The following is an 18839-nucleotide window of genomic DNA, read 5'->3' as shown; positions in this document are numbered from 1 at the left end:
GCAGGTCGCCAACTCAAAGTTCGCCAGAGTATATTGCAAATGAAGCAATTACCCGCAGAACAAAAAGATGATTTGCTGACTTATCTGGAAAATAATGAGTATCGAATGAAGTATGACGAGTACCGAAATAAAGGGCTAATGCTGACTTGTAAGTTCAAGCCTGTTTGGCTGGTACTTGATATTTTGGAGGACGTAGAAGTTAATTTTGCACTGCCATTTGGGGTAAACATTCCAAAAACGAAACTTCGCCCTTCACTTGCATACATGCTGCGCAAAAACAAGGGGTATTTTCCATCCGGAGTCAGCGTATCCGATTCTTGGGTGGCCATACGCATCTGGGTATAAACTGTTGGAGCGCTAAAAAACAAACTATCTCTTTCGTAATAAATGTTAAAGGCATCCTGAGCTGGCGCGTTTCCAAAATTGAACAATGTTCCATAAATATTGGTACGATCTCCAAATTTGAGCAAATATTCCTCGCGACCATTATTCCCAGCAATAACCACCTGTAGGATGGGCACCCCATTTTCATCATCGATTAATTGTTCTTTTGGGTTTGGAACAATATCCAACAACTCAACATTTAATTCCTGATTATCAATCAAGTAAGATTCATTGAATTTATTTTTCCCCAGCGATGAAAATAATACGGGCTCTTCAAATTCATATTGTTTCCCGTTTTTGGCCACCTTAAACAGCAAATAAGGTTCTGCAGAAAGAATGGTGTTGGACTGATCACCTTCACGAATATGCATTGTACCCTCACTACCAAAATACCTGGTAATTGCTGCACCCAAAAGGATGAGCAAAAAAGACAGGTGAAAGGCAAGTGTAGCCCATTTTTTTTGCTTTACCAGTTTAAATCGATTTACGTTGAAGAGGATTGAAATGCCAAACAACAACAAAAGGAGCTCAAACCAATAAGCCTTGAAAATGTGTTTTTGAGCCGCACTGGTGCCAAAATCATTTTCAATAAATGTAGCTACCCCAATGGCTATGGCAAAAAGTACCATGTAAAGTCCACCCATAGGGGCAGAAAATAGGGAGGCAATCCTTTTTTTTACAACATTCGTGATGTTGTTGAAGCGGTCTTTGAGCATAACGCAAGATTCAGTGGTTATTTGTGGATGTAATAGTCATTACTAGGCACTTTGGTACACCTGAGTCCATCCTTCAGCATTAACTTCAACCGATTTTGAATCAGCCTTTACTGGAAATTTTTACGCACGAAGGTGAGTAAGGGATAGGAAGGCCTTGTAACACATTGATATGACTGAATTATGCGCGCCATCTTGGGCTTTGTTGTTGACTTCCGTTGCAAAGCCTAAAAGAGTATTTAGGCTTTAACCGTCCAGTAACTTCCTGCTGTTAAAGTACTACTTTTGTCGAAAAGCTAATATTTTTACCAATGATTTTTCAACAAATTAAACCTTTTCCTACTACCCAAATTTTATCTTGCATATAAACAAACAAACAAAAAACATGGCACACAAAATTTGTCTTTTCCTTCTCTTGCTGAGTAGCATTGTAGCAAAAGCCGACGATGGCTATCGCCTCTGGTTAAAATACGACCTGCTCAAAAATACCAGCGTTCGGGCCCAATACCTGCCATACACGCAATACATCGCCTTCAGTTCTGCTGATCCTGTCGTACAAACGGCGGCCAGAGAATTACAGGCAGGTTTGCAAGGTTTGTTGGGCAAAAGTATCCGGCTGCAAAATACAGCCAGTGCTGTGCCAGGAGGTATTGGTTTAACCCTCAATACTACGCCAATTGCCAGTTTGGGTACCGAAGGCTATACCTTGGCTTTACAAAATGGCCGAATCAGCATCAGCGCCAATACGCCTTCTGGACTTTTGTACGGGGCGTTTGATTTGCTGCGCAAAGTACAAACCGCCACCGCTGTAAGTAAAATTCCGGGCAGTAGTACCCCTCGTGTGCAACTGCGCATGCTCAACCACTGGGACAATACCAACGGCTCCATCGAACGCGGCTATGCCGGAGCCTCCCTCTGGAAATGGTATGAATTGCCGGAAAACATCGACCCACGTTACCGCGATTATGCGCGGGCCAACGCCTCGATTGGCATCAATGCGGTGGTGGTAAACAACGTCAACGCCAGTGCCCGTTTTATGAGCCGCGAGTATTTGCTCAAGGTCAAAGCCCTGGCCGATGTGTTCAAACCCTATGGCATCAAAGTGTTCCTTTCGGTCAATTTTGCAGCGCCGCGTATTTTAGGCAAGTTGAAAAACTCCGACCCACTCGAACCAGCCGTGCGCCAGTGGTGGGTGGAAAAAGCCAGTGAAATTTACGGCATCATCCCCGATTTTGGAGGCTTCTTGGTGAAGGCCAATTCTGAAGGTGAACCTGGTCCCCAAGACTTTGGCCGAACCCACGCCGACGGCGCCAATATGCTGGCTGAAGCTGTAGCCCCATTCAAAGGCATTGTCATTTGGCGTGCCTTTGTGTACAAAGCCGACCCTAAAGGCGACCGTTTCAAAGCCGCCTACGAAGAATTCAAACCATTTGACGGCAATTTTTTGCCCAACGTGGTGGTACAAGTCAAAAACGGCCCGATTGATTTTCAACCCCGCGAGCCCTTCTCGCCGCTCTTCGGTGCCATGCCCAAAACACCCCTGGCTATGGAATTTCAAATCACCCAGGAGTACCTCGGTTTTTCTACCAATTTGGTTTACCTGGCCCCCTTGTTCAAGGAATGCCTGGATGCCGATACCCACGCCAAAGGGCCCGGGTCGACTGTAGCCAAGGTCATTGATGGCAGTTTGCACCAATACCCCATCACGGTGATGGCGGGAGTAGCAAATACGGGTTCCGACCGCAATTGGAGTGGGCACTTGATGTCGCAAGCCAATTGGTACGCCTTTGGTCGCCTGGCCTGGAATCATCAATTGAGTAGTGCCAGCATTGCCGAGGAGTGGATCAAAATGAGTTTGACCCAGGACGCTCCGGCCGTCACGACTATCCGCAACATCATGGAACGTTCGCGGGAAGTGTACGTCGATTTCACCACCCCGCTGGGCTTACACCACATCATGGGGCAAGGCATCCACTATGGGCCTGAACCCTGGTTGGAGCGCAGCGCCCGTCCAGATTGGACTTCGATTTATTACCACCGGGCCGATTCCATTGGTTTGGGTTTTGATCGTGGGGTGAATGGCAGCAATGCCTTGAGTTTGTACCACCCCGATGCCGCCAAAGCCTGGAGCCAGGTGGATGATTGCCCACTGCCCTTTTTGCTGTGGTACCACCATGTGCCTTGGGGCAAAAAACTCAGTACCGGGCGCAGTCTTTGGGACGAATTGTGCACCCGTTATTACACCGGTGCAGAGGCAGTAGCCACCATGCAAAAGGAATGGGCGACATTGAAAGGTAAAATGGACGCGGAAATGCATGCGGATGTAAGCGGAAGATTGGCCGTCCAATACCGTGAAGCACTGTGGTGGCGCGATGCCTGTGTTTTGTATTTTCAGCAGTATTCCAAAATGCCGATCCCGGTACCCTTTACGCCACCTACCCGAACTTTGGATGAGATCAAGCTACTGGTACAGATTTATCAGTATCGATAATAGGTTTGCGCAGATTTCTTGAGTTTTCCACAAGAAATCTGCGCAAATTAAAAGCCCCCCACAATCAATCGAAAAAAATCCAGAACTTTGAGCTACAAATCACTCAACATGGTTCTGCATTTTACCCCTCTTCCAGCCCTTCAGCATTTTGTAAAAAAAATCATCCTGGCGCGGTATCAATTGAATGCTAGTAACCCCAGACCAACCACCCCATTTCCGCCCCAACCTGGACATTGCCTTTATTTTTATCCTTATGACAAAATTATTAGTCGAAACTATGCCAATCAAAAGATTGAAGAGCAGCCACATTCTACGCTGATTGGTCCTCAATTGTCACGAGTAGACCTCACGATGGGCTACAATATGCTCGTAATCATGGTTGTTTTTCAACCTGGTGGTATGCACCGCCTACTTGGCATTCCAATGACGGAGATGCTCAATCAACCATTTGATGCTGTTTCCATTTTAGGCAAAGACATTGATGAAGTCATTGAACAGCTCAATGAGGTACTGGACTTTAATCAAATGATTGCTATTGTGCAAAAATACTTGTTGTACAAGAGCACAAAGCTAAAAGACATTCTTCCGATTGAGCAGGTATTGGCAGAAATGACTACCCTGGAGCGGTTCAGCAATGTTGACCATTTGGCCAAAAACGCATGTGTCAGTAGACGAACTTGAAGTACGCGCGGTGATCAAAACTATGGAAACCGCTTGGAATGCACACGATTATTCCTTTACTGGAAAAAATGACATTTTCGACCCCAATGCTGCTTTGATCAACCCGGTAGGGATGTACTGGAAGAATAAGGCTGAAATCCTCAAAGCGATGCAGTCTTTTGGTGAAACCAGATTTAAGTTCACCTCTACCCAGTACAACATCAAAGGTGTTAATTTTTTGGCCCCCACTGTTGCATTGCTGACCATGAGTGCCAAGGACATGGTAATTCTTGATTTTCCGGGTGGGAGAAAAGGGGACAATTGGGAGGGAATGTATTTCATCACCCTTCTTAAAGGAGGAAATGGATGGAAAATCACCTCCTTGCAGGTTACGGACGTGAATGTGAATCTGACGTCGATGAATCCGATCAAGTAGATACAACGACTTCTCACGTAACCAAGAAAGGGAAACGAAGATCGATTTTTGAAGTGCGTAGTGTCGGAACCATTCTGTCTGTTTCGGCGCTACGCATTCGTAATATTACTTACGCTCCATCTCCGCCTGGCGCATCGGCATTGCATCGATGGTACTGAAAAGGGTAGCTACCGCGAGAGGCTGCGTTTTTCTTAGTTTTTCACCACCATCTTTGCCGATAAGGATGAGTACAAAGGCATCTTTTTCAACTTTGTACGCCTGATACAAGTGCTTTGTATCAGCAGTAGAAAAGGCCTCATTGCCTCCTGGGTTCAGGACCATTAATTTCAAGTCACGTTCGGCTAGCCCAGCGCGATGAGCATCGAACAGAGACAATTGGGATTTCAGGCGCTGGTCTTGAAGATTGGGTGCAAAAACCAATAAAACACGGTTTTTCCAACGATACTGATCCAGTTGTTGAGCACAAAGAGAGGAGCTGCCTAATACACCAAGGACAATCATAGGGAGGAGGTACAACAATGAAGTATGGTTTGGATGAAGCATAGTGGTATGTACAAGTTGTTTCAATCGAACTAACTCAAAATGAAGGTTTTTTGTTCAGCGATGACCTCTTTTGATTTTTACAATCGCTCTCCCAACCAGTACAAAAACGCATCGGGCCCAAAGGAGGAATTGCCCCAATAATGCCCCAAACGTACAATCACCAAGTTTTTGGTCGGATGCACGAACACAAATTGGTTGAGCACTCCCGCCGCATAATAGGCTGGAGTCCGGTAAGCTACGCGGTAAATTCTCCCCCGCCCGTCGCGGCCAGGGCGTCCATTCACTACGCTGGGGTACGGGGTTGATTGACTAAATTTTAGCGCTTCGGTAGAATCCCGAAATGTACGGGAAGATGGACGGCTCCACCACTGGTTTTTATACCCATTGTATTGTTCCATAAGCACAGGATCGGTGCAGGCCCTTACCCATTCTGTCGAAACAATCTGCTGGCCGTTCCATTGGCCCTGAAACAAATACAAACGACCCAATTTAGCGAAATCTCTTGTGGTGGCATTGATGCAACAAAAGGCCCGAACGGTTTTGCGGGCATCGGTATTCCAACTTGCATTACTTTCCATCTGCAAAGGGGTCCAGATTTTAGCTTGCAGGTAGTCTTGTAGTTTTTGCCCGGTTGCCCTTTCAACAATCAGCCCCAACAATTGAGTATTCAGGTTTTTGTAGTCTTTTTCACCAGGCTTTTTTTCCGTTTTGGATTTTAGGGCAATTTTGGTCACGTTGTGCCCAAAACTCAATTTGATCACGTTGCTAAACGGGCTATTGGAAGTTTCCAAACTTTTGATGCCACTGCGCATATCCAGCAGGTGCTGGAGGGTAACTTTTTCCAGGTTGGGATCGCGTTTTTTTAGCTCCGGCAGGTAAGTCGTGATGGGATCATCCAGGCTTTTGATTTTTCCCTCATCCAGCGCAATGCCAACCAATGTAGCTACAAAAGATTTTGCCACCGAAAAAGAGGGCAGCTGGGTTTCCGGTTTGATGTTGCCAAAATAATTCTCGTACAAAATGGAATCATTCCGAATGATCAAAAAAGAATAGGTATGCGTTGGCGCCAGGATGGAATCCAGGGTTCGTTTCAAACGGGTTTTATTTGTGCCAGCTTCAATAAAATAAAAGGGTGCCTCACTCTTTTGGAGTGGCACCGACCGTAATGAAGACAAAGATTCCAATTTTAAATGGCGGTACTTGTAGGCCGTCAAGAGATAACAGGAGGGCAAGGCTCCAAAACAGATCAACAGCAATATGAAATAGCAGAGACGCATAAGTTTTCCAAATTTTTTAGTAAAACGCACTTTTTTCACAAAAATGTCAGCTTGGGTAAATCCAAAATCGATTGCCCATTCGTAGCATAATAGGTCTGAAGACACATTCCTATTCTTACAACTATACACAGAAAGTATCCCTTATTGTTTTAAGCGGAACACTAGCCGTTGCATCACAATCACCACAACACCTTAAAGTAGTTTAAAAAAATCAATTTCCCGAAGATGAGAAAGATTCACCTGCTTTTACTCGTCCTGGCTGTGGTATGCCTTGGCACCTGGATGGGTATGCGCAAACCGTATTCACCAAGTGATGATCTACCTCTGGTCACTTATCAGGCTTTTGACGTGGCGGGCATCAACGATGAAGCTGGCGAGGCCCTGGCTCAAAAAGTGCGCGAATGGCCCGGTATAACGGCCACTACTTTCAATCCCAGCTCGGATTTATTGGTATTAAGTTACACCGAGGAGCATACTGAAGCTGCCTTGCTTGCCAGAATCCAAGCCAATACCAGCGTGGCTGTCAGCAAAAAGGTATTTGAAAAACCTGCTGGCCCAGCGTGCCCGGTTCCTATGAGTTTGATACTAGCTTTCCCTACTTATCTATTCTGGGCGGGTGTGTTTTTCAGCACTTGTTTGTTGTTCAGCTTCTATTTTCTCCCTTTTCAAAGGCGTTTCAACTTTGACTAACAAATTAAAAACTGCATCATACTACACACTGTGTCCATAACTCAATCGAACATTATTCATCATCCAATTCATTCATTTATGAAAAACTCAATCCGATTGTTGGCCATTTTGCTTGCGGCCTCTTTTACGCTTAACTTTTGTGACAAAGACGATGAGGCTACGCCCACTACTTTGTATGATCGGCTGGGCGGCATTGGTGCCATCTCGGCTGTAACGGATCAGTTCCTCACCAACGTGGTAGGTGACAATGTGATCAACGCTCGTTTTGCGGCCACTGTAGCCAATCCGGCGCGCACTCAATTGCTGCGCAACAACCTGATTGACCAAATTTGTGCCGGATCAGGTGGCCCCTGCCAGTACAAAGGCAAAACCATGTTGGAGTCGCACAAAGGCATGAACATCACCGATGCGGAATTCAACGCATTGGTGGGTGATCTGGTTGCGGCACTCGACAAATTTAAAGTGCCTCAAAAAGAAAAGGATGAGCTCTTGGCCATTCTCGGACCAATGAAGTCCGATATCGTAGGTAAGTAAGTAAGTAAGTAGTTGAAAAATTTGGTTTTGAATGTCTGATGAATCCCCGACAGTGTCGCACTATTGGGGATTCTATTTTTTAATATTTGCTTCCCGCCGTCGAATCATCTTGTGGGCGGAAACTATGCAACAAATCCCGACAAGCTTTGATCAGCAGCAATGTATCAATTCCGATGGCCACCATATTGGCACCAGCAGCAATGTATTCGTCAGCAGTTGCTTTGTCCAGGGCCATGGCTCCAGCCACTTTCCCAGCTTTGCGGATGCGTTGTAAAGCATCAAGTACGGCGCTTTTTACCTCGGGGTGATTGGGATTGCCCAAATGTCCCATCGAAGCCGCCAAATCCGCAGGGCCGATGAACACCCCATCCAGGCCTTCCACTGCCAGAATCGCATCCAGATTTTGAATGCCGGGTACGTTTTCCACCTGTACCACCATGCAGATTTCTGGGCCTGCGGTGAACAAGTAATCCTCATTTTGGGCCCAGTGTGCTGCTCGTGCCATGGCCGTGCCAATCCCCCGAATCCCTTTAGGCGGGTATTGGGTCGACTGAACCATAAGTTCGGCTTCTTCCGCTGAATCAACCATGGGTACCAGGATGTTTTGCACCCCCAGATCGAGGATTTGTTTGATGATGATGGGGTCACTTTTGGGTACCCGCACAAAAATCGGCACTTCGTAGCGTGAAGATGCCTGCAATTGGATCAGGATGCTTTGCAGATCGAAAGGTGCGTGTTCACCGTCGACCAGCACCCAGTCGTAGCCTGCACTGGCCAATATTTCCACTACTGAATTATCGACCAAGCCATTCCACAAGCCCAGTTGGGGTTTATCGCTCTTGGCAGCGGTGCTTTTAAAGGTATTTTTTTGTACTTCCATGGTGTCTGTTGATGAGGCTACAAAAATAGTAGAATCACCCAGACCGCAATAAAAAAAATGAGCAGTAAACTGCCCCCTCAATCAAAAATGTTCAGAGATTAACTAAACAATTATTTGGGATTTACCCCATTGGCGCAACCCCTCAGTACATCTCCATCCCGTTCAATAATTGCGGTGTAAGGGTATTTTTGGTCGGAGTGACCATTGCCGCAAGAATCGGGAATGATTTTGATGGTCATCATACTTTCTTTGTCGTACAGATCCAATTTGGTATTAAAAACAGTAGTATCCCCCTTCCGCACTTCCATCCGTTTTATGTAAACGAGTTTTTTTCCTCCTCCTCTTTCATACACAATGCTGTCGGGATAAATGTCGATCAGCCACATGACCGGATGGGTTCCTCTACAGGCAAATTTAACCTCAGTGGGTTCAATCGCTCTTGCATCGATTCTCGGGGTCTGTTTTGGGTTTTGACAAAACTGGACGAGCAGCCCAACCCCCAATAAGAGAAAAGGTGTTTTTCTCATGGTGGAACATTTTTAACACGTTATTCACATTTAAACAGCGTACTAACGTAAACAAAGGAGCGAAAGGGGGAACCAAAATGGGTGTGGTGTGTTGGGGCAACCCTTTGTGGTTGTCCCTTCAGAATGGGGCAACCACGTAGGGTTGCCCCTTCAGAATTCAATATCGATAAGCTTTAATAGTGTCTACAAATACCCGGACCGATTCCAAATCGAGGTCAGGATACAATCCGTGGCCCAGGTTGACGATGTGTTTGGGTCCGAACTCCTGCACCATTTGTAAGGCACCTGCCCGAATGGTGGCATGATCAGCATAAAGGAAACAAGGATCGAGGTTGCCTTGTAATACCGGACGATCCCCTACCCTAGCCCGCGCCTCTTGCGGCGTGATGTTCCAGTCCAGGCCAATCACCTGGCAATTGAGGGCAGCAATGTCTTCGAGGGCAAACCAGGCCCCTTTGGAAAACACGGTCACCGGCACTTCGGTGATTGCATCACAAATTTTGCGGATGTAATGCGTCGCAAATTCCCGGTATTGCGCCGGGCTAAGGATACCCGCCCAGGAATCAAACAATTGGATCAAATCGGCCCCATTGGCAATTTTGCGCTTGAGGTAGGCAATGGTTGTATCGGTAATCCGCTCCAGCAACAGGTGAGACAAAGCTGGCTCGCGGTACAAAAACTGTTTAGCCTTTGCAAAGGTTTTACTGCCCTGCCCCTCCACCATGTAGGCGAAGATGGTCCAGGGGGCTCCAGCAAAACCGATCAGGGGAACTCGCCCGTTCAGCTCACGTTTGGTGATGCGCAAGGCTTCATACACGTACTCCATGTTGTCGGCAGCGGCTTCACCACTGATCAAGTCGGCGATGTCCTGCGCGGTTTGGATGGTTTTGGGGAACAGTGGGCCCCGTTTTTCCACCATATCGTAAGGCAGGCCCATGGCTTCGGGCACCACCAAAATATCGGAAAAGATGATCGCTGCATCTACCCCCAACTCGTCGATGGGCTGGATGGTCGCCTCGGCGGCGGCAGCGGGATGGAACAAAAACTCCCGAAAACCCGCGAATTGGGCGCGTAAGGCACGGTATTGGGGCAATACCCGCCCGGCTTGACGCATGAGCCAAATGGGAGGGCGATCGGTGCTTTCACCTTTGGCCACGCGTAGAAAGATGTCGTTTTGCAGGGTTGCGGCTGTTTCGGTCATGTTTGTTACTCTGTCCCGCAATGATAGGGATTTTTTGGGGGGATTTGGTCAGTTTAACTTTTTTTTGAAAAATGTGGGAAAAATGTAAAGTTTACTTTTTTGATAACCCCATCCTTTGAACAAAAAACATCGTCAACATCCAACTTTGTGCCCTTTGCGTCCTCTTTTGTGTCCTTTGTGCTAAAAAAATGCCACTTTGGTTTTTTCTCAAAAAACATTGTGTCACTCAAAACCTGCTACCCCCGCACCTCCCGAAAACAATCCAACAATACCTCAAAATCATCCGGCGTATTGTATACATTCGGCGCTACCCGAATTGCATTCCCCCGGGTTGACACAAAAACCCGGCGTTTTTTGAACTCTGCCTGTAAGCGTGGCATGTCCATGCCCTCAGGTAGTCGCACCCCGATCAGGTGATGCGCCAGGTGTGAATTGGGATCGATTTGGCAGCCCATTTCCCGCAAGTCCTCGATGGCATTGGCGGCAATGCGCTTACAATACTCCTGCACATTCGCCACGCCCCATTCCAACAATTGTTCAATGGCGGCGGTCAACATGGGTGCAAGTACAAAATTACTTTGTTCCCCCATCATGTAGCGTCCGGCCTGGGGTTTATATTCGTCGCGGTAATTGATCAGGGCGTTAAAATCTTCACTGTTGAGGCGGTTGATCCAGTTTTCTTCGAGGGGGATGCCATTGTCGAAACGAGGTCCGTAATACGCCACACCCAAGGAATAAGGCCCCATCAGCCACTTGTAGCCTCCGCATACCAGGGCATCCAGGCGCAACTCACTGATATCCAAGGGCAGGGCTCCTACCGATTGGGTTCCATCGATCACCAGTAGGGCGCCAACCTCCTCCGTACGAACCCGTATACGTTTCAAGTCGTACAAGGTGCCATCCGCCCAGTGCACATTACCCAAGGCGACCATAGATGTATTGGCGTCAATGGCTTGAAGAATGGCCTCAGTCCATAAGGTGCCGCGGGGACTCCCAGTGGGCGCTTTGACCACTTTCATTTCAGCACCACTTTCCGATACTACCCGACTCCAGGCGTAATAATTGCTGGGGAATTGTGCTTCGGCAACGATGACGTTTTGGCCCGGTTTCAGGTTCAGGTTGCGCGCAACTGTCCCTAAACCGTAAGATACGGAGGGAATTACTGCGATCCGGTCTTTTTCCGGGGTATTGATCAGGCGGGCGAAGGCGGATTTGAGTGCTTCGCCGGGTTTGAAAAAATCGTCAGGTTGGATCAACCAGGGTTGGCTTTTGCGGCTCACCATTTCCTGGCCGATGCGCTCCACTTGTTTGAGTTGGGGCGACATGTAGGCACAGTTGAGGTAAGTGATTTCATCAGGAATACTGAAGAGGGATTTTTGGCAACTCAGCATGGTCGGGAAATTATAGTAGTCAATATTTTTTAGCGAAATCGCGCATCAAATCTACCAATACCTGCACACTTTCCAAGGGCAAGGCATTGTACATCGAAGCCCTAAACCCGCCCACAGTTGGGAACCCTTTGATTCCCACCACGTCATGTTGGCCGGTGAAGTTCAAAAAAACTTCTTCTAATTCTGGCTTTGTGATGCGGAAACAAGCATTCATCAGCGAGCGATCAGCGCTTTGCACGCTACCTGTAAACAATGGATTCTCATCAATTTCATTGTACAATAGCGCCGCCTTTTCGGCGTTGCGTTGCGCCATCACAGCCAAGCCACCTTGTGCCAATGTCCAACGGAGCACCAAACAGGCCACGTAAATCGGGAAAGTTGGCGCAGTATGGTACAAAGACTGCGTTTCGATGTGGGTTTGATAATCAAAAATGGTTGGAATCGCCCGTTTTTTGCGTGCATGCAACCAGTCTTTGTTGATCACTACGCAGGTGCAGCCTGCTATGCCAAAGTTCTTTTGTGCACTGGCAAAAATCAATCCGAATTTCTCAAGGGGCAAGGGGCGGGTCAAAAAATCGGAAGTCATGTCAGCAACGATGGGTACCGCCACATCGGGGTACTCCTGCCATTGAGTGCCATCAATGGTTTCGTTGGAAATCAGGTGTAGATATTGGGCATCGGCGGGTAAGGTCCAGTTTTTGGGAATGTGATCAAATCGGCTCTGCTCAGAGCTAGCCAATACGGCTACTCTACCAATTTCTCCGGCAGCTTTGATGGCCTTGGTGGCCCAATATCCCGTATTGATCAGGGCAACGGAATGTTCTTCATCCAAGAGATTCATTGGTGCAATGGCCAATTGAGCGGAAGCGCCGCCTTGCATCCAAATGACTTCGTACTGGTCGCCAAAGCCATAGAGGGTTTTCACCAATGTACTGGCCTCTTCCACCACGGCCATCACCTGTGGCGCCCGATGGCTCAATTCCGCAAAGGACAAACCGGAGCCACGGTATTCCAGTAAACCGTGGGCCGCTTCTTCCAGAACTGAAGGAGGAATGGTGGCTGGGCCGGGGTTGAAATTGTGTTTTTTCATCGGTGAATTAGTTGAGGAAGGTTTAGGGAGGTTTAGGCTGCCGCAGTTATCCTTGCACTTCGACTACGCTCAGTGACCAGATAACTGCGGCAGCCTCAACCTTCTCAACACCTCAACCTCCCTCAACCATTTATGGTTTCAACTTTTCAACTTTCTTCCGCAAAAACCCCAGCATTTCCGGCCGGGTACAAGTCTTTTCCAACTCATCGTACGTTATCGGTTCACCGATGTGCACCCGAATTTGCCTTTTCATTTTATTGATGGCTTCGTACAACAACATGCCCAAACGCAAGGCCATACTGAATTGGCTGACCATCTGAAACATCCGGCTGTTTTGCCCTTCGATGTACAAAGGGACTACTGTAGCACGAGATTGCTGTACCAGTTTAAGGACGAAGTTTTTCCACTCCATGTCTTCGGCTGGGCCGAAATAGGTTTTTGAGGTGGAGACTGCACCAGCTGGAAAAATGGCCAATGCTTCGCCAGCCTTGAGGCGTTCAATGGCTTTTTCCCGGGAATCCAGATTGGTGCGCAGGGCATCCTTGGTTTCCCGAAAATCGATTGGCAATAAAAAAGGTTTGAGTCGTTCGTCGCGGGTAAGCACTTCGTTGACCAAAAACACGAAATCATCCCGCACTTCTGCCACCAGAGCAGCCAGCATCAAGCCATCAACGATGCCAAAGGGGTGATTGGAGATAAACACCAAAGGGCCAGTTTCGGGCATGCCCATTAGTTTTTCCCGGTCGTACAACATCTCGATTTGTAGCTGTTCCAAACCTAGTCCCCATAAGGATTTGGCGGGTACGTCAAGGTCGCGAATCCGGTTGTACAAACGTTCAATTGTGGCGCGGCCAGTAGAAAACTCTACGGCTTCAATTAACTTTTTTTTCCACCAAGGGTCGTTCTCATCCGCATAAGAAAAACTAGTCCAGCGCCCTGCGCCAGCATCTAACACATTATTTTCCATACAATTAAGCTATATAGTGGGGCAAAAATAAGTGTTCATTTTTTCCTGAGCCAAAGGATTAGATAAGACACTTAAAATGAAACGTTTACTCATCTAATCCTTTAGCAAAATGAACACTTATTTTTTTATGCCCCTATTCTTGCGATACTTGCGATCATTTTACGAGCTACATCGCGGTAATCAAAAGCTGATTGGATCAAATCCCGCGCAGCTGTACCTAATTGTGTTCCAAGTTCGGGTTTCTCCAGCAGTAAGCTTACTTGCCTTACAAAATCTTCTGGTGTGTTGGCCAGTAAGACTTGGCGACCGTCCTGTGCTGGAATTCCTTCCAGCGCAATCGATGTTCCCAATACTACCCTACCTAGAGCCATGGCTTCCAATACTTTTACCTTTAAACCACTCCCCGAGCGCAAGGGGGCAAGGGAAACAGCATGGGCAGCAACGAAATCTGCGGCGTTGGGTACTTCTCCCAGGAACTGCACTCCGGGGATTTTTTCCTGTAAAAAACCATGTGGAGCATTCCGTCCAGCAATGTCAAAAACAAGGCTGGGAAAGCGCCTTTGCAACAATGGCCACACTTTTTGTAAAAACCATTGCAGGCCTTCCTGATTGGGCATCCAATCTAAAGAACCGATAAATCCCAGTTTGGTTGTCTCGTTTTTTTCCAAAGATTTTACAACATAGGCTTCTATATCCAGACCAATGGGTGCCACCAAATGATAGCCAGTGTACCCCAGCGCTTTGAATACCTGTAAATCGTAATCGGAAACGGGTGCCAGTAAGTCATAGTTTTTCAATTGTTCGATCTCAAAGCGACGCAATTTTTGGGTGAGGTAATGCAGGTACCGACGTTTGAGGGTAGAACGGGTATGGGCAGTGACGCGTTCCCAAATGGCAAACTCCACATTGTGGCTGCGCATGACTACCACGGCCTTGCTTTTAGCCCGTATCAATGGCATGTAAGGAGCCAAATAGAGGGTTTCGAGCAGGATGGCGTCGTACTGATTTTTTTCCAGCAAAGCTGTAAGTGCCGCTGCAAATTCGGGGGTGTCAAAACGGGAAACATGGTAGGAAGCACGGGAAAAAAGATTGCTCAAGGCGCCGCCGATGCTCAGTTGATTGTCCACATCCACCGCTTGGACTTCCCGGTAATGAGAAAACTCATGCGGCCATTCGGCGTGTGGATAATGGTGCTTGCTGGTGTTCATCGTCAGCAAATCTACCGTACAGCCTTGCTCTGCGAGTCCCCGGCTAAGGTAATGCACCGCGATGGCTTCCCCTTCTTTGAGTGGAAAGGGGAATTTTTTGCACAATTGGAGGATGTTCATAAAAAAGGTTCCAAAGTTCCAGAGTTCCGGGGTTCAGGGCAACCCCAACATTGGAACCCTGAAACGTTGGAACGCTGGAACCTTATTTAACGATTTCCGTTTCTTCAGACCAGGCCGGATCCACAATACACAAAAAGCGCACTGTTTGTATCCCGGTATTGTCCAGGTATTGCTCCGCTCCTGCTGGGATGAAAAGTACATCGCCCACTTGCAGCTGGGTAGCTTGTCCATCCACGTAGGCGGTACCTTCTCCCTCCAAAATGATGTAGACCTCCGAGCGCTCCATCAAGCGATGGGGCAAGGAGGCTTTGCCCGCTTCCAGTTCGGCATGCGCCAGACTGTAAGACATGGGCACACCGTCATTCTTCGGGTGCAAAACCTCCCGAATGAGCGTATCGTCGCCAGCGGTAAAAGGCGGGATTGCCAGGATACTTTTTTTGATCATGATTTTAGTAGTTGGGCAAAAATAAGTGTTCATTTTTCTTGAGCCAAAGGATCAGATAAGACACTTGAAATGAATCGTTTACTCATCTAATCCTTTGGCAAAATGAAGCACTTATTTTTTTATCGCCCTTAGTTTCTGCTGTTGTTGTTCCGGTCGACATCCGCCATGCGTACAGTGGGGTCAATTTCTACACTTTGAACATCCGTTGCTGGGACGCTGAGGCGCAACTCATACGTTGGATTGACCCAAGGCCAATCGGCTGCTACCCGATAGGGCGTTGACGAGCTCTCGGCAGGTTTGGCACCCCGCATAATGTCAAGCGGTATGTTGATGATTTCCTTGTTGCCATTTTTATAGGTCACCACCACGTCCAGGGGCATGGGCATTTTACCCACTCGTTTGAGCACAACTTTGGTTCCATTGCCATCCGATTCAATGGCATCTACCCCGTAATCGATGGTGTGCGTGGTATTGATCCAGTATTCCTTGTACCAATCCAGTTCCAAGCCCGATACTTTTTCCATGATGCGGATCACGTCGTTGGAATTGGGGTGTTTGAATTTCCAGGTATTGAAATAAAGCAACAAACCTTTGTCCAGCGCGGGTTTGCCAATCACGTATTCCAATTGGTTCATAAACACTGCGCCTTTGCTGTATGCCGCCAGGCCGTAGGCAAAGTTGGAAGAAAAGTGGTCGGAGTGCGTACTCATGGGTTCTTCTTCGCCGGAAGAAGCCAGGTTGAAATAACCCGCGTAAGTTTGCAGGTAAGGGTTGTCCATTTTTTTCAAGCCGGGCACCAGGTTTTCACCCGCCAGGTAATTTTCAATGTCCTGGGTAGCAAAATCGGTGAAACCCTCGTCCATCCAGGCGTACAAACTCTCGTTGGAGCCCAGAATCATCTGGTACCAGCTGTGCATCAATTCATGCACCGACACCCCAACCAAACTCGGCATCGAACGATTGCCCGTAATCAAAGTCGCCATTGGATATTCCATCCCCCCATCTCCACCTTGTATGAAGGAATACTGCTGGTAAGGGTACTGCCCGTAGCGGCGGTTGATGTAAGTGAAGGCTTTGTCCATCACCTTGGGCAGGGCGGCCCAATTGTCCTGATTGCGTTCGGTTTTGAGGTAAAAAAAGTTCAAAGTCAGGCCATCCGGGCGTTTGAGGCTGGTGTGGGTGTAATTAGGGTCGGCGGCCCATACAAAATCGTGTACGTTGGGCGCTTTGAAGTGCCAGGTGAGTTTGGCTCCTTTGGCAGGTTTGGGCGTTTGGCCTTCGGGCAGGTAGCCGTGACCAATTTCTTCGGGGTTTTGCAAATACCCTGAGCCACCGATGACATAATTTTTATCGATGCTGATTTTTACATCAAAATCACCCCAGACGCCGTAAAACTCCCGGGCAATGTAAGGGTTGGCATGCCAGCCCTGGTAATCGTACTCCACCATTTTGGGATACCATTGGGCCATGGAATAGTCCACGCCCTCGGCGTTGTCGCGGCCTGAGCGGCGAATTTGAATGGGTACTTGCCCGTCAAAATTCATTTCAAAAACAACCTTGCTTTTAGGCAAAATGGGCTTGTCCAGGGTCACTTCCAGAATGGTGCCTTCGGTCAGGTGTTTCAATTCTTTGCCATCCTGAGTCAGTTTGTTGATTTTGAGGTAGCCAATTTCATTTGGCTTCAACTTGCTGATGCGCGCGCCAACCCGGCCATCGGGGTCGGGCAAATTGCGCGAACGCACGTCCATGGCACTGCCCGGTTGAAAGGCATTGAAATACAGGTGGTAAAAAACCCGGGTCAGGGTATCGGGTGAATTGTTGTAGTACACCAGGCGCTGGGTACCTTTGAATTGGTCTTTATCGACGTCAAAATCGATTTCCATTTGGTATTCAGCCCGTTGCTGCCAACGATCGGCTTGCGCCCAAGTCAGCGCGGGTAAGCATAAGATGCTTGCGATCTGCGCCAAGCGACTCCATTTCTTCATGTAAACAACTTTTACCTTGCGGTTAAAAAATAGACTTTATGAATTGATGGAGCGAAAATAACAAGGAATAGCAAAGCTGCTGCTAATTATCGTCGGAAAACAGGGATATGTAGGTTAATGGCAATCGTAGGCATTTTGAACGAAATGGAAAGTGCAGTGTAACAAGTGATCAGAACGACCAAAAGAGGAGAAAAAAATAAGGTGAGACACACAACGGGCGCTCAGACTTCATACCCTTGCTGCGTTTCCACCCTGGGGGATTAGAAGGAGCAGCCCAAGTGCGCTCACCGGACTGCAAAAGTAGTATAAGCCAGCAATTCTGCAAATACTTTTGATTTTTTTTATTCTTTTTGTAAAAAATAAAACCAGCCAATCTTTTTGAATCAAAAACTTTAGCCCAAGTCTAATGCGTTTATCTAAAAAATCTCTGGTAACATCATGTCTAGAATAGCTCTGTGGTTTTGTTTCAGCCTCTTTGCACTAAGTGCTCAGGCTCAATTTGGTATCAACACCAGCTTTCGCTTCAACAATGCGCCTGGCTGGAGTTTTTCCAATCCCGTCAACAACAGCGTCAACGAACTTCCTGGCAATAACCTTGCTTTTGGCCTCGACGTCTGGATTCCCATAAAAGGGCTGCGCCTCGACTTCCTTCCCGAGCTCAACTACGCCCGCTACGACGCCGAAATTGTCGACATCGGAAAATTAGAGCAGCAAATGGGTAGTCTTTTCCTCAATTTCAACCTATATTTTTTAGATTTGAAGGGGGATTGCCAATGTCCAACTTTTTCCAAATCGGGAAGTACCCTGGGCAAGGGTTTGTTCCTGCAAGTGTCGCCGGGGTATAGCGTGCTGGAAGGGAAAGCGGATTTGTTCAGTGGTGCCAAGGCGCGGAGTCGCAGTTACGCGCCGAGTTTGGGGCTGGGGATGGGTCTGGATATTGGCTTGTCGGATAAATTCACTTTTACCCCCTTTGGTGGGGCGCGGTATTATCCGAAGGCACGCTGGTTTGGTTTGGAGGAAGCGCTGGAGGTGGATCCCAGTATCGGCAATTTTGAAGTATCGAACGATTCGGCGATTATGCAGATTTATGTGGTGATGAGGCTGGGATTTCGTTTTGACAAGCGGTAACAGCTAAGGTGTATCTTTAGTGCCTTAGGTCTGTCGATTACCCACAAAACCTCAAAATAGATTTGGGGTAATGGAAAAGAAGTTCATTGAGAGAATGTAATGTAAGCATCAACAAGAGTTTTGAGTCTTTCCAGAGCTCTGGTCAAGATGATGATACCCGGTACGGGTT

18 protein-coding genes are annotated in these 18839 nt (G+C 47.6%); 6 read left to right on the top strand and 12 right to left on the bottom strand.

Annotated elements, in window-relative coordinates:
• Positions 1 to 80: 80 nt before the first annotated feature.
• Entirely contained in the window at positions 81 to 1013 is a 933-nt protein-coding gene (locus tag ACEW9O_RS14235; RefSeq protein ID WP_373550843.1) for a cytochrome c biogenesis protein ResB, read from the bottom strand.
• A 469-nt stretch (positions 1014 to 1482) separates the two neighbouring features.
• Between ACEW9O_RS14235 and ACEW9O_RS14230 the strand changes: the two genes are divergently transcribed.
• From ACEW9O_RS14230 to ACEW9O_RS14220, 3 genes are all read left to right on the top strand, one after another.
• Complete coding sequence (locus tag ACEW9O_RS14230; RefSeq protein WP_373550842.1) at positions 1483 to 3588, top strand: alpha-glucuronidase family glycosyl hydrolase; 2106 nt, start codon at positions 1483 to 1485, stop codon at positions 3586 to 3588.
• Positions 3589 to 3696: 108 nt separating this feature from the next.
• Positions 3697 to 4269 carry a DUF6597 domain-containing transcriptional factor gene (locus ACEW9O_RS14225; RefSeq protein ID WP_373550841.1) on the top strand — a complete coding sequence of 191 codons (573 nt, stop codon included), beginning with the start codon at positions 3697 to 3699 and terminating at the stop codon, positions 4267 to 4269.
• Complete coding sequence (locus ACEW9O_RS14220; protein ID WP_373550840.1) at positions 4223 to 4684, top strand: SgcJ/EcaC family oxidoreductase; 462 nt, start codon at positions 4223 to 4225, stop codon at positions 4682 to 4684. The genes ACEW9O_RS14225 and ACEW9O_RS14220 overlap by 47 nt, the downstream gene beginning before the upstream one ends.
• A 105-nt stretch (positions 4685 to 4789) precedes the next feature.
• On the opposite strand, the gene ACEW9O_RS14215 is transcribed toward ACEW9O_RS14220, so the two are convergent.
• On the bottom strand, positions 4790 to 5203 hold the full coding sequence (locus ACEW9O_RS14215; RefSeq protein WP_373550839.1) for a DUF4174 domain-containing protein: 414 nt from the start codon (positions 5201 to 5203) through the stop codon (positions 4790 to 4792).
• Between the two features lie 101 nt (positions 5204 to 5304).
• Positions 5305 to 6402, bottom strand: coding sequence for a serine hydrolase domain-containing protein (locus ACEW9O_RS14210; protein WP_373550838.1), 1098 nt, complete (start codon positions 6400 to 6402; stop codon positions 5305 to 5307).
• 327 nt (positions 6403 to 6729) lie between these two features.
• Here ACEW9O_RS14210 and ACEW9O_RS14205 point away from each other — a divergent pair, with 327 nt between their 5' ends.
• The gene (locus ACEW9O_RS14205; RefSeq protein ID WP_373550837.1) at positions 6730 to 7194 is read left to right on the top strand and encodes a hypothetical protein; all 465 of its coding nucleotides are present in this window, start codon (positions 6730 to 6732) and stop codon (positions 7192 to 7194) included.
• 78 nt (positions 7195 to 7272) lie between these two features.
• Positions 7273 to 7728 carry a group 1 truncated hemoglobin gene (locus ACEW9O_RS14200; protein ID WP_373550836.1) on the top strand — a complete coding sequence of 152 codons (456 nt, stop codon included), beginning with the start codon at positions 7273 to 7275 and terminating at the stop codon, positions 7726 to 7728.
• Positions 7729 to 7807: 79 nt separating this feature from the next.
• On the opposite strand, the gene ACEW9O_RS14195 is transcribed toward ACEW9O_RS14200, so the two are convergent.
• The 9 genes from ACEW9O_RS14195 to ACEW9O_RS14155 form a co-directional block, all read right to left on the bottom strand.
• Positions 7808 to 8608, bottom strand: a complete 801-nt coding sequence (locus ACEW9O_RS14195; RefSeq protein WP_373550835.1) for an aldolase/citrate lyase family protein — start codon at positions 8606 to 8608, stop codon at positions 7808 to 7810.
• 110 nt (positions 8609 to 8718) lie between these two features.
• Entirely contained in the window at positions 8719 to 9135 is a 417-nt protein-coding gene (locus ACEW9O_RS14190) for a hypothetical protein (protein WP_373550834.1), read from the bottom strand.
• Between the two features lie 157 nt (positions 9136 to 9292).
• Positions 9293 to 10336 (bottom strand): uroporphyrinogen decarboxylase, encoded by a 1044-nt coding sequence (hemE, locus tag ACEW9O_RS14185; protein WP_373550833.1) that lies wholly within the window; start codon positions 10334 to 10336, stop codon positions 9293 to 9295.
• 236 nt (positions 10337 to 10572) lie between these two features.
• On the bottom strand, positions 10573 to 11727 hold the full coding sequence (locus ACEW9O_RS14180) for an aminotransferase class V-fold PLP-dependent enzyme (protein ID WP_373550832.1): 1155 nt from the start codon (positions 11725 to 11727) through the stop codon (positions 10573 to 10575).
• A gap of 19 nt (positions 11728 to 11746) precedes the next feature.
• Positions 11747 to 12817 (bottom strand): 3-phosphoserine/phosphohydroxythreonine transaminase, encoded by a 1071-nt coding sequence (gene serC, locus ACEW9O_RS14175; protein WP_373550831.1) that lies wholly within the window; start codon positions 12815 to 12817, stop codon positions 11747 to 11749.
• A 130-nt stretch (positions 12818 to 12947) separates the two neighbouring features.
• The gene (locus tag ACEW9O_RS14170; protein WP_373550830.1) at positions 12948 to 13784 is read right to left on the bottom strand and encodes a lysophospholipid acyltransferase family protein; all 837 of its coding nucleotides are present in this window, start codon (positions 13782 to 13784) and stop codon (positions 12948 to 12950) included.
• 125 nt (positions 13785 to 13909) lie between these two features.
• A complete protein-coding gene (locus tag ACEW9O_RS14165) occupies positions 13910 to 15112 on the bottom strand; it encodes a glycosyltransferase family 4 protein (RefSeq protein ID WP_373550829.1) in 1203 nt (400 codons plus the stop codon).
• Positions 15113 to 15194: 82 nt separating this feature from the next.
• Entirely contained in the window at positions 15195 to 15557 is a 363-nt protein-coding gene (locus ACEW9O_RS14160; RefSeq protein ID WP_373550828.1) for a cupin domain-containing protein, read from the bottom strand.
• Between the two features lie 128 nt (positions 15558 to 15685).
• Positions 15686 to 17542 (bottom strand): M1 family metallopeptidase, encoded by a 1857-nt coding sequence (locus tag ACEW9O_RS14155; protein WP_373550827.1) that lies wholly within the window; start codon positions 17540 to 17542, stop codon positions 15686 to 15688.
• A gap of 438 nt (positions 17543 to 17980) precedes the next feature.
• Between ACEW9O_RS14155 and ACEW9O_RS14150 the strand changes: the two genes are divergently transcribed.
• Positions 17981 to 18670, top strand: coding sequence for a hypothetical protein (locus ACEW9O_RS14150; protein WP_373550826.1), 690 nt, complete (start codon positions 17981 to 17983; stop codon positions 18668 to 18670).
• Positions 18671 to 18839 lie beyond the last annotated feature (169 nt).

Source organism: Haliscomenobacter sp. (genome assembly GCF_041740695.1).
Lineage (GTDB): Bacteria > Bacteroidota > Bacteroidia > Chitinophagales > Saprospiraceae > Haliscomenobacter.
This window is presented reverse-complemented; position numbering and strand designations above follow the sequence as displayed.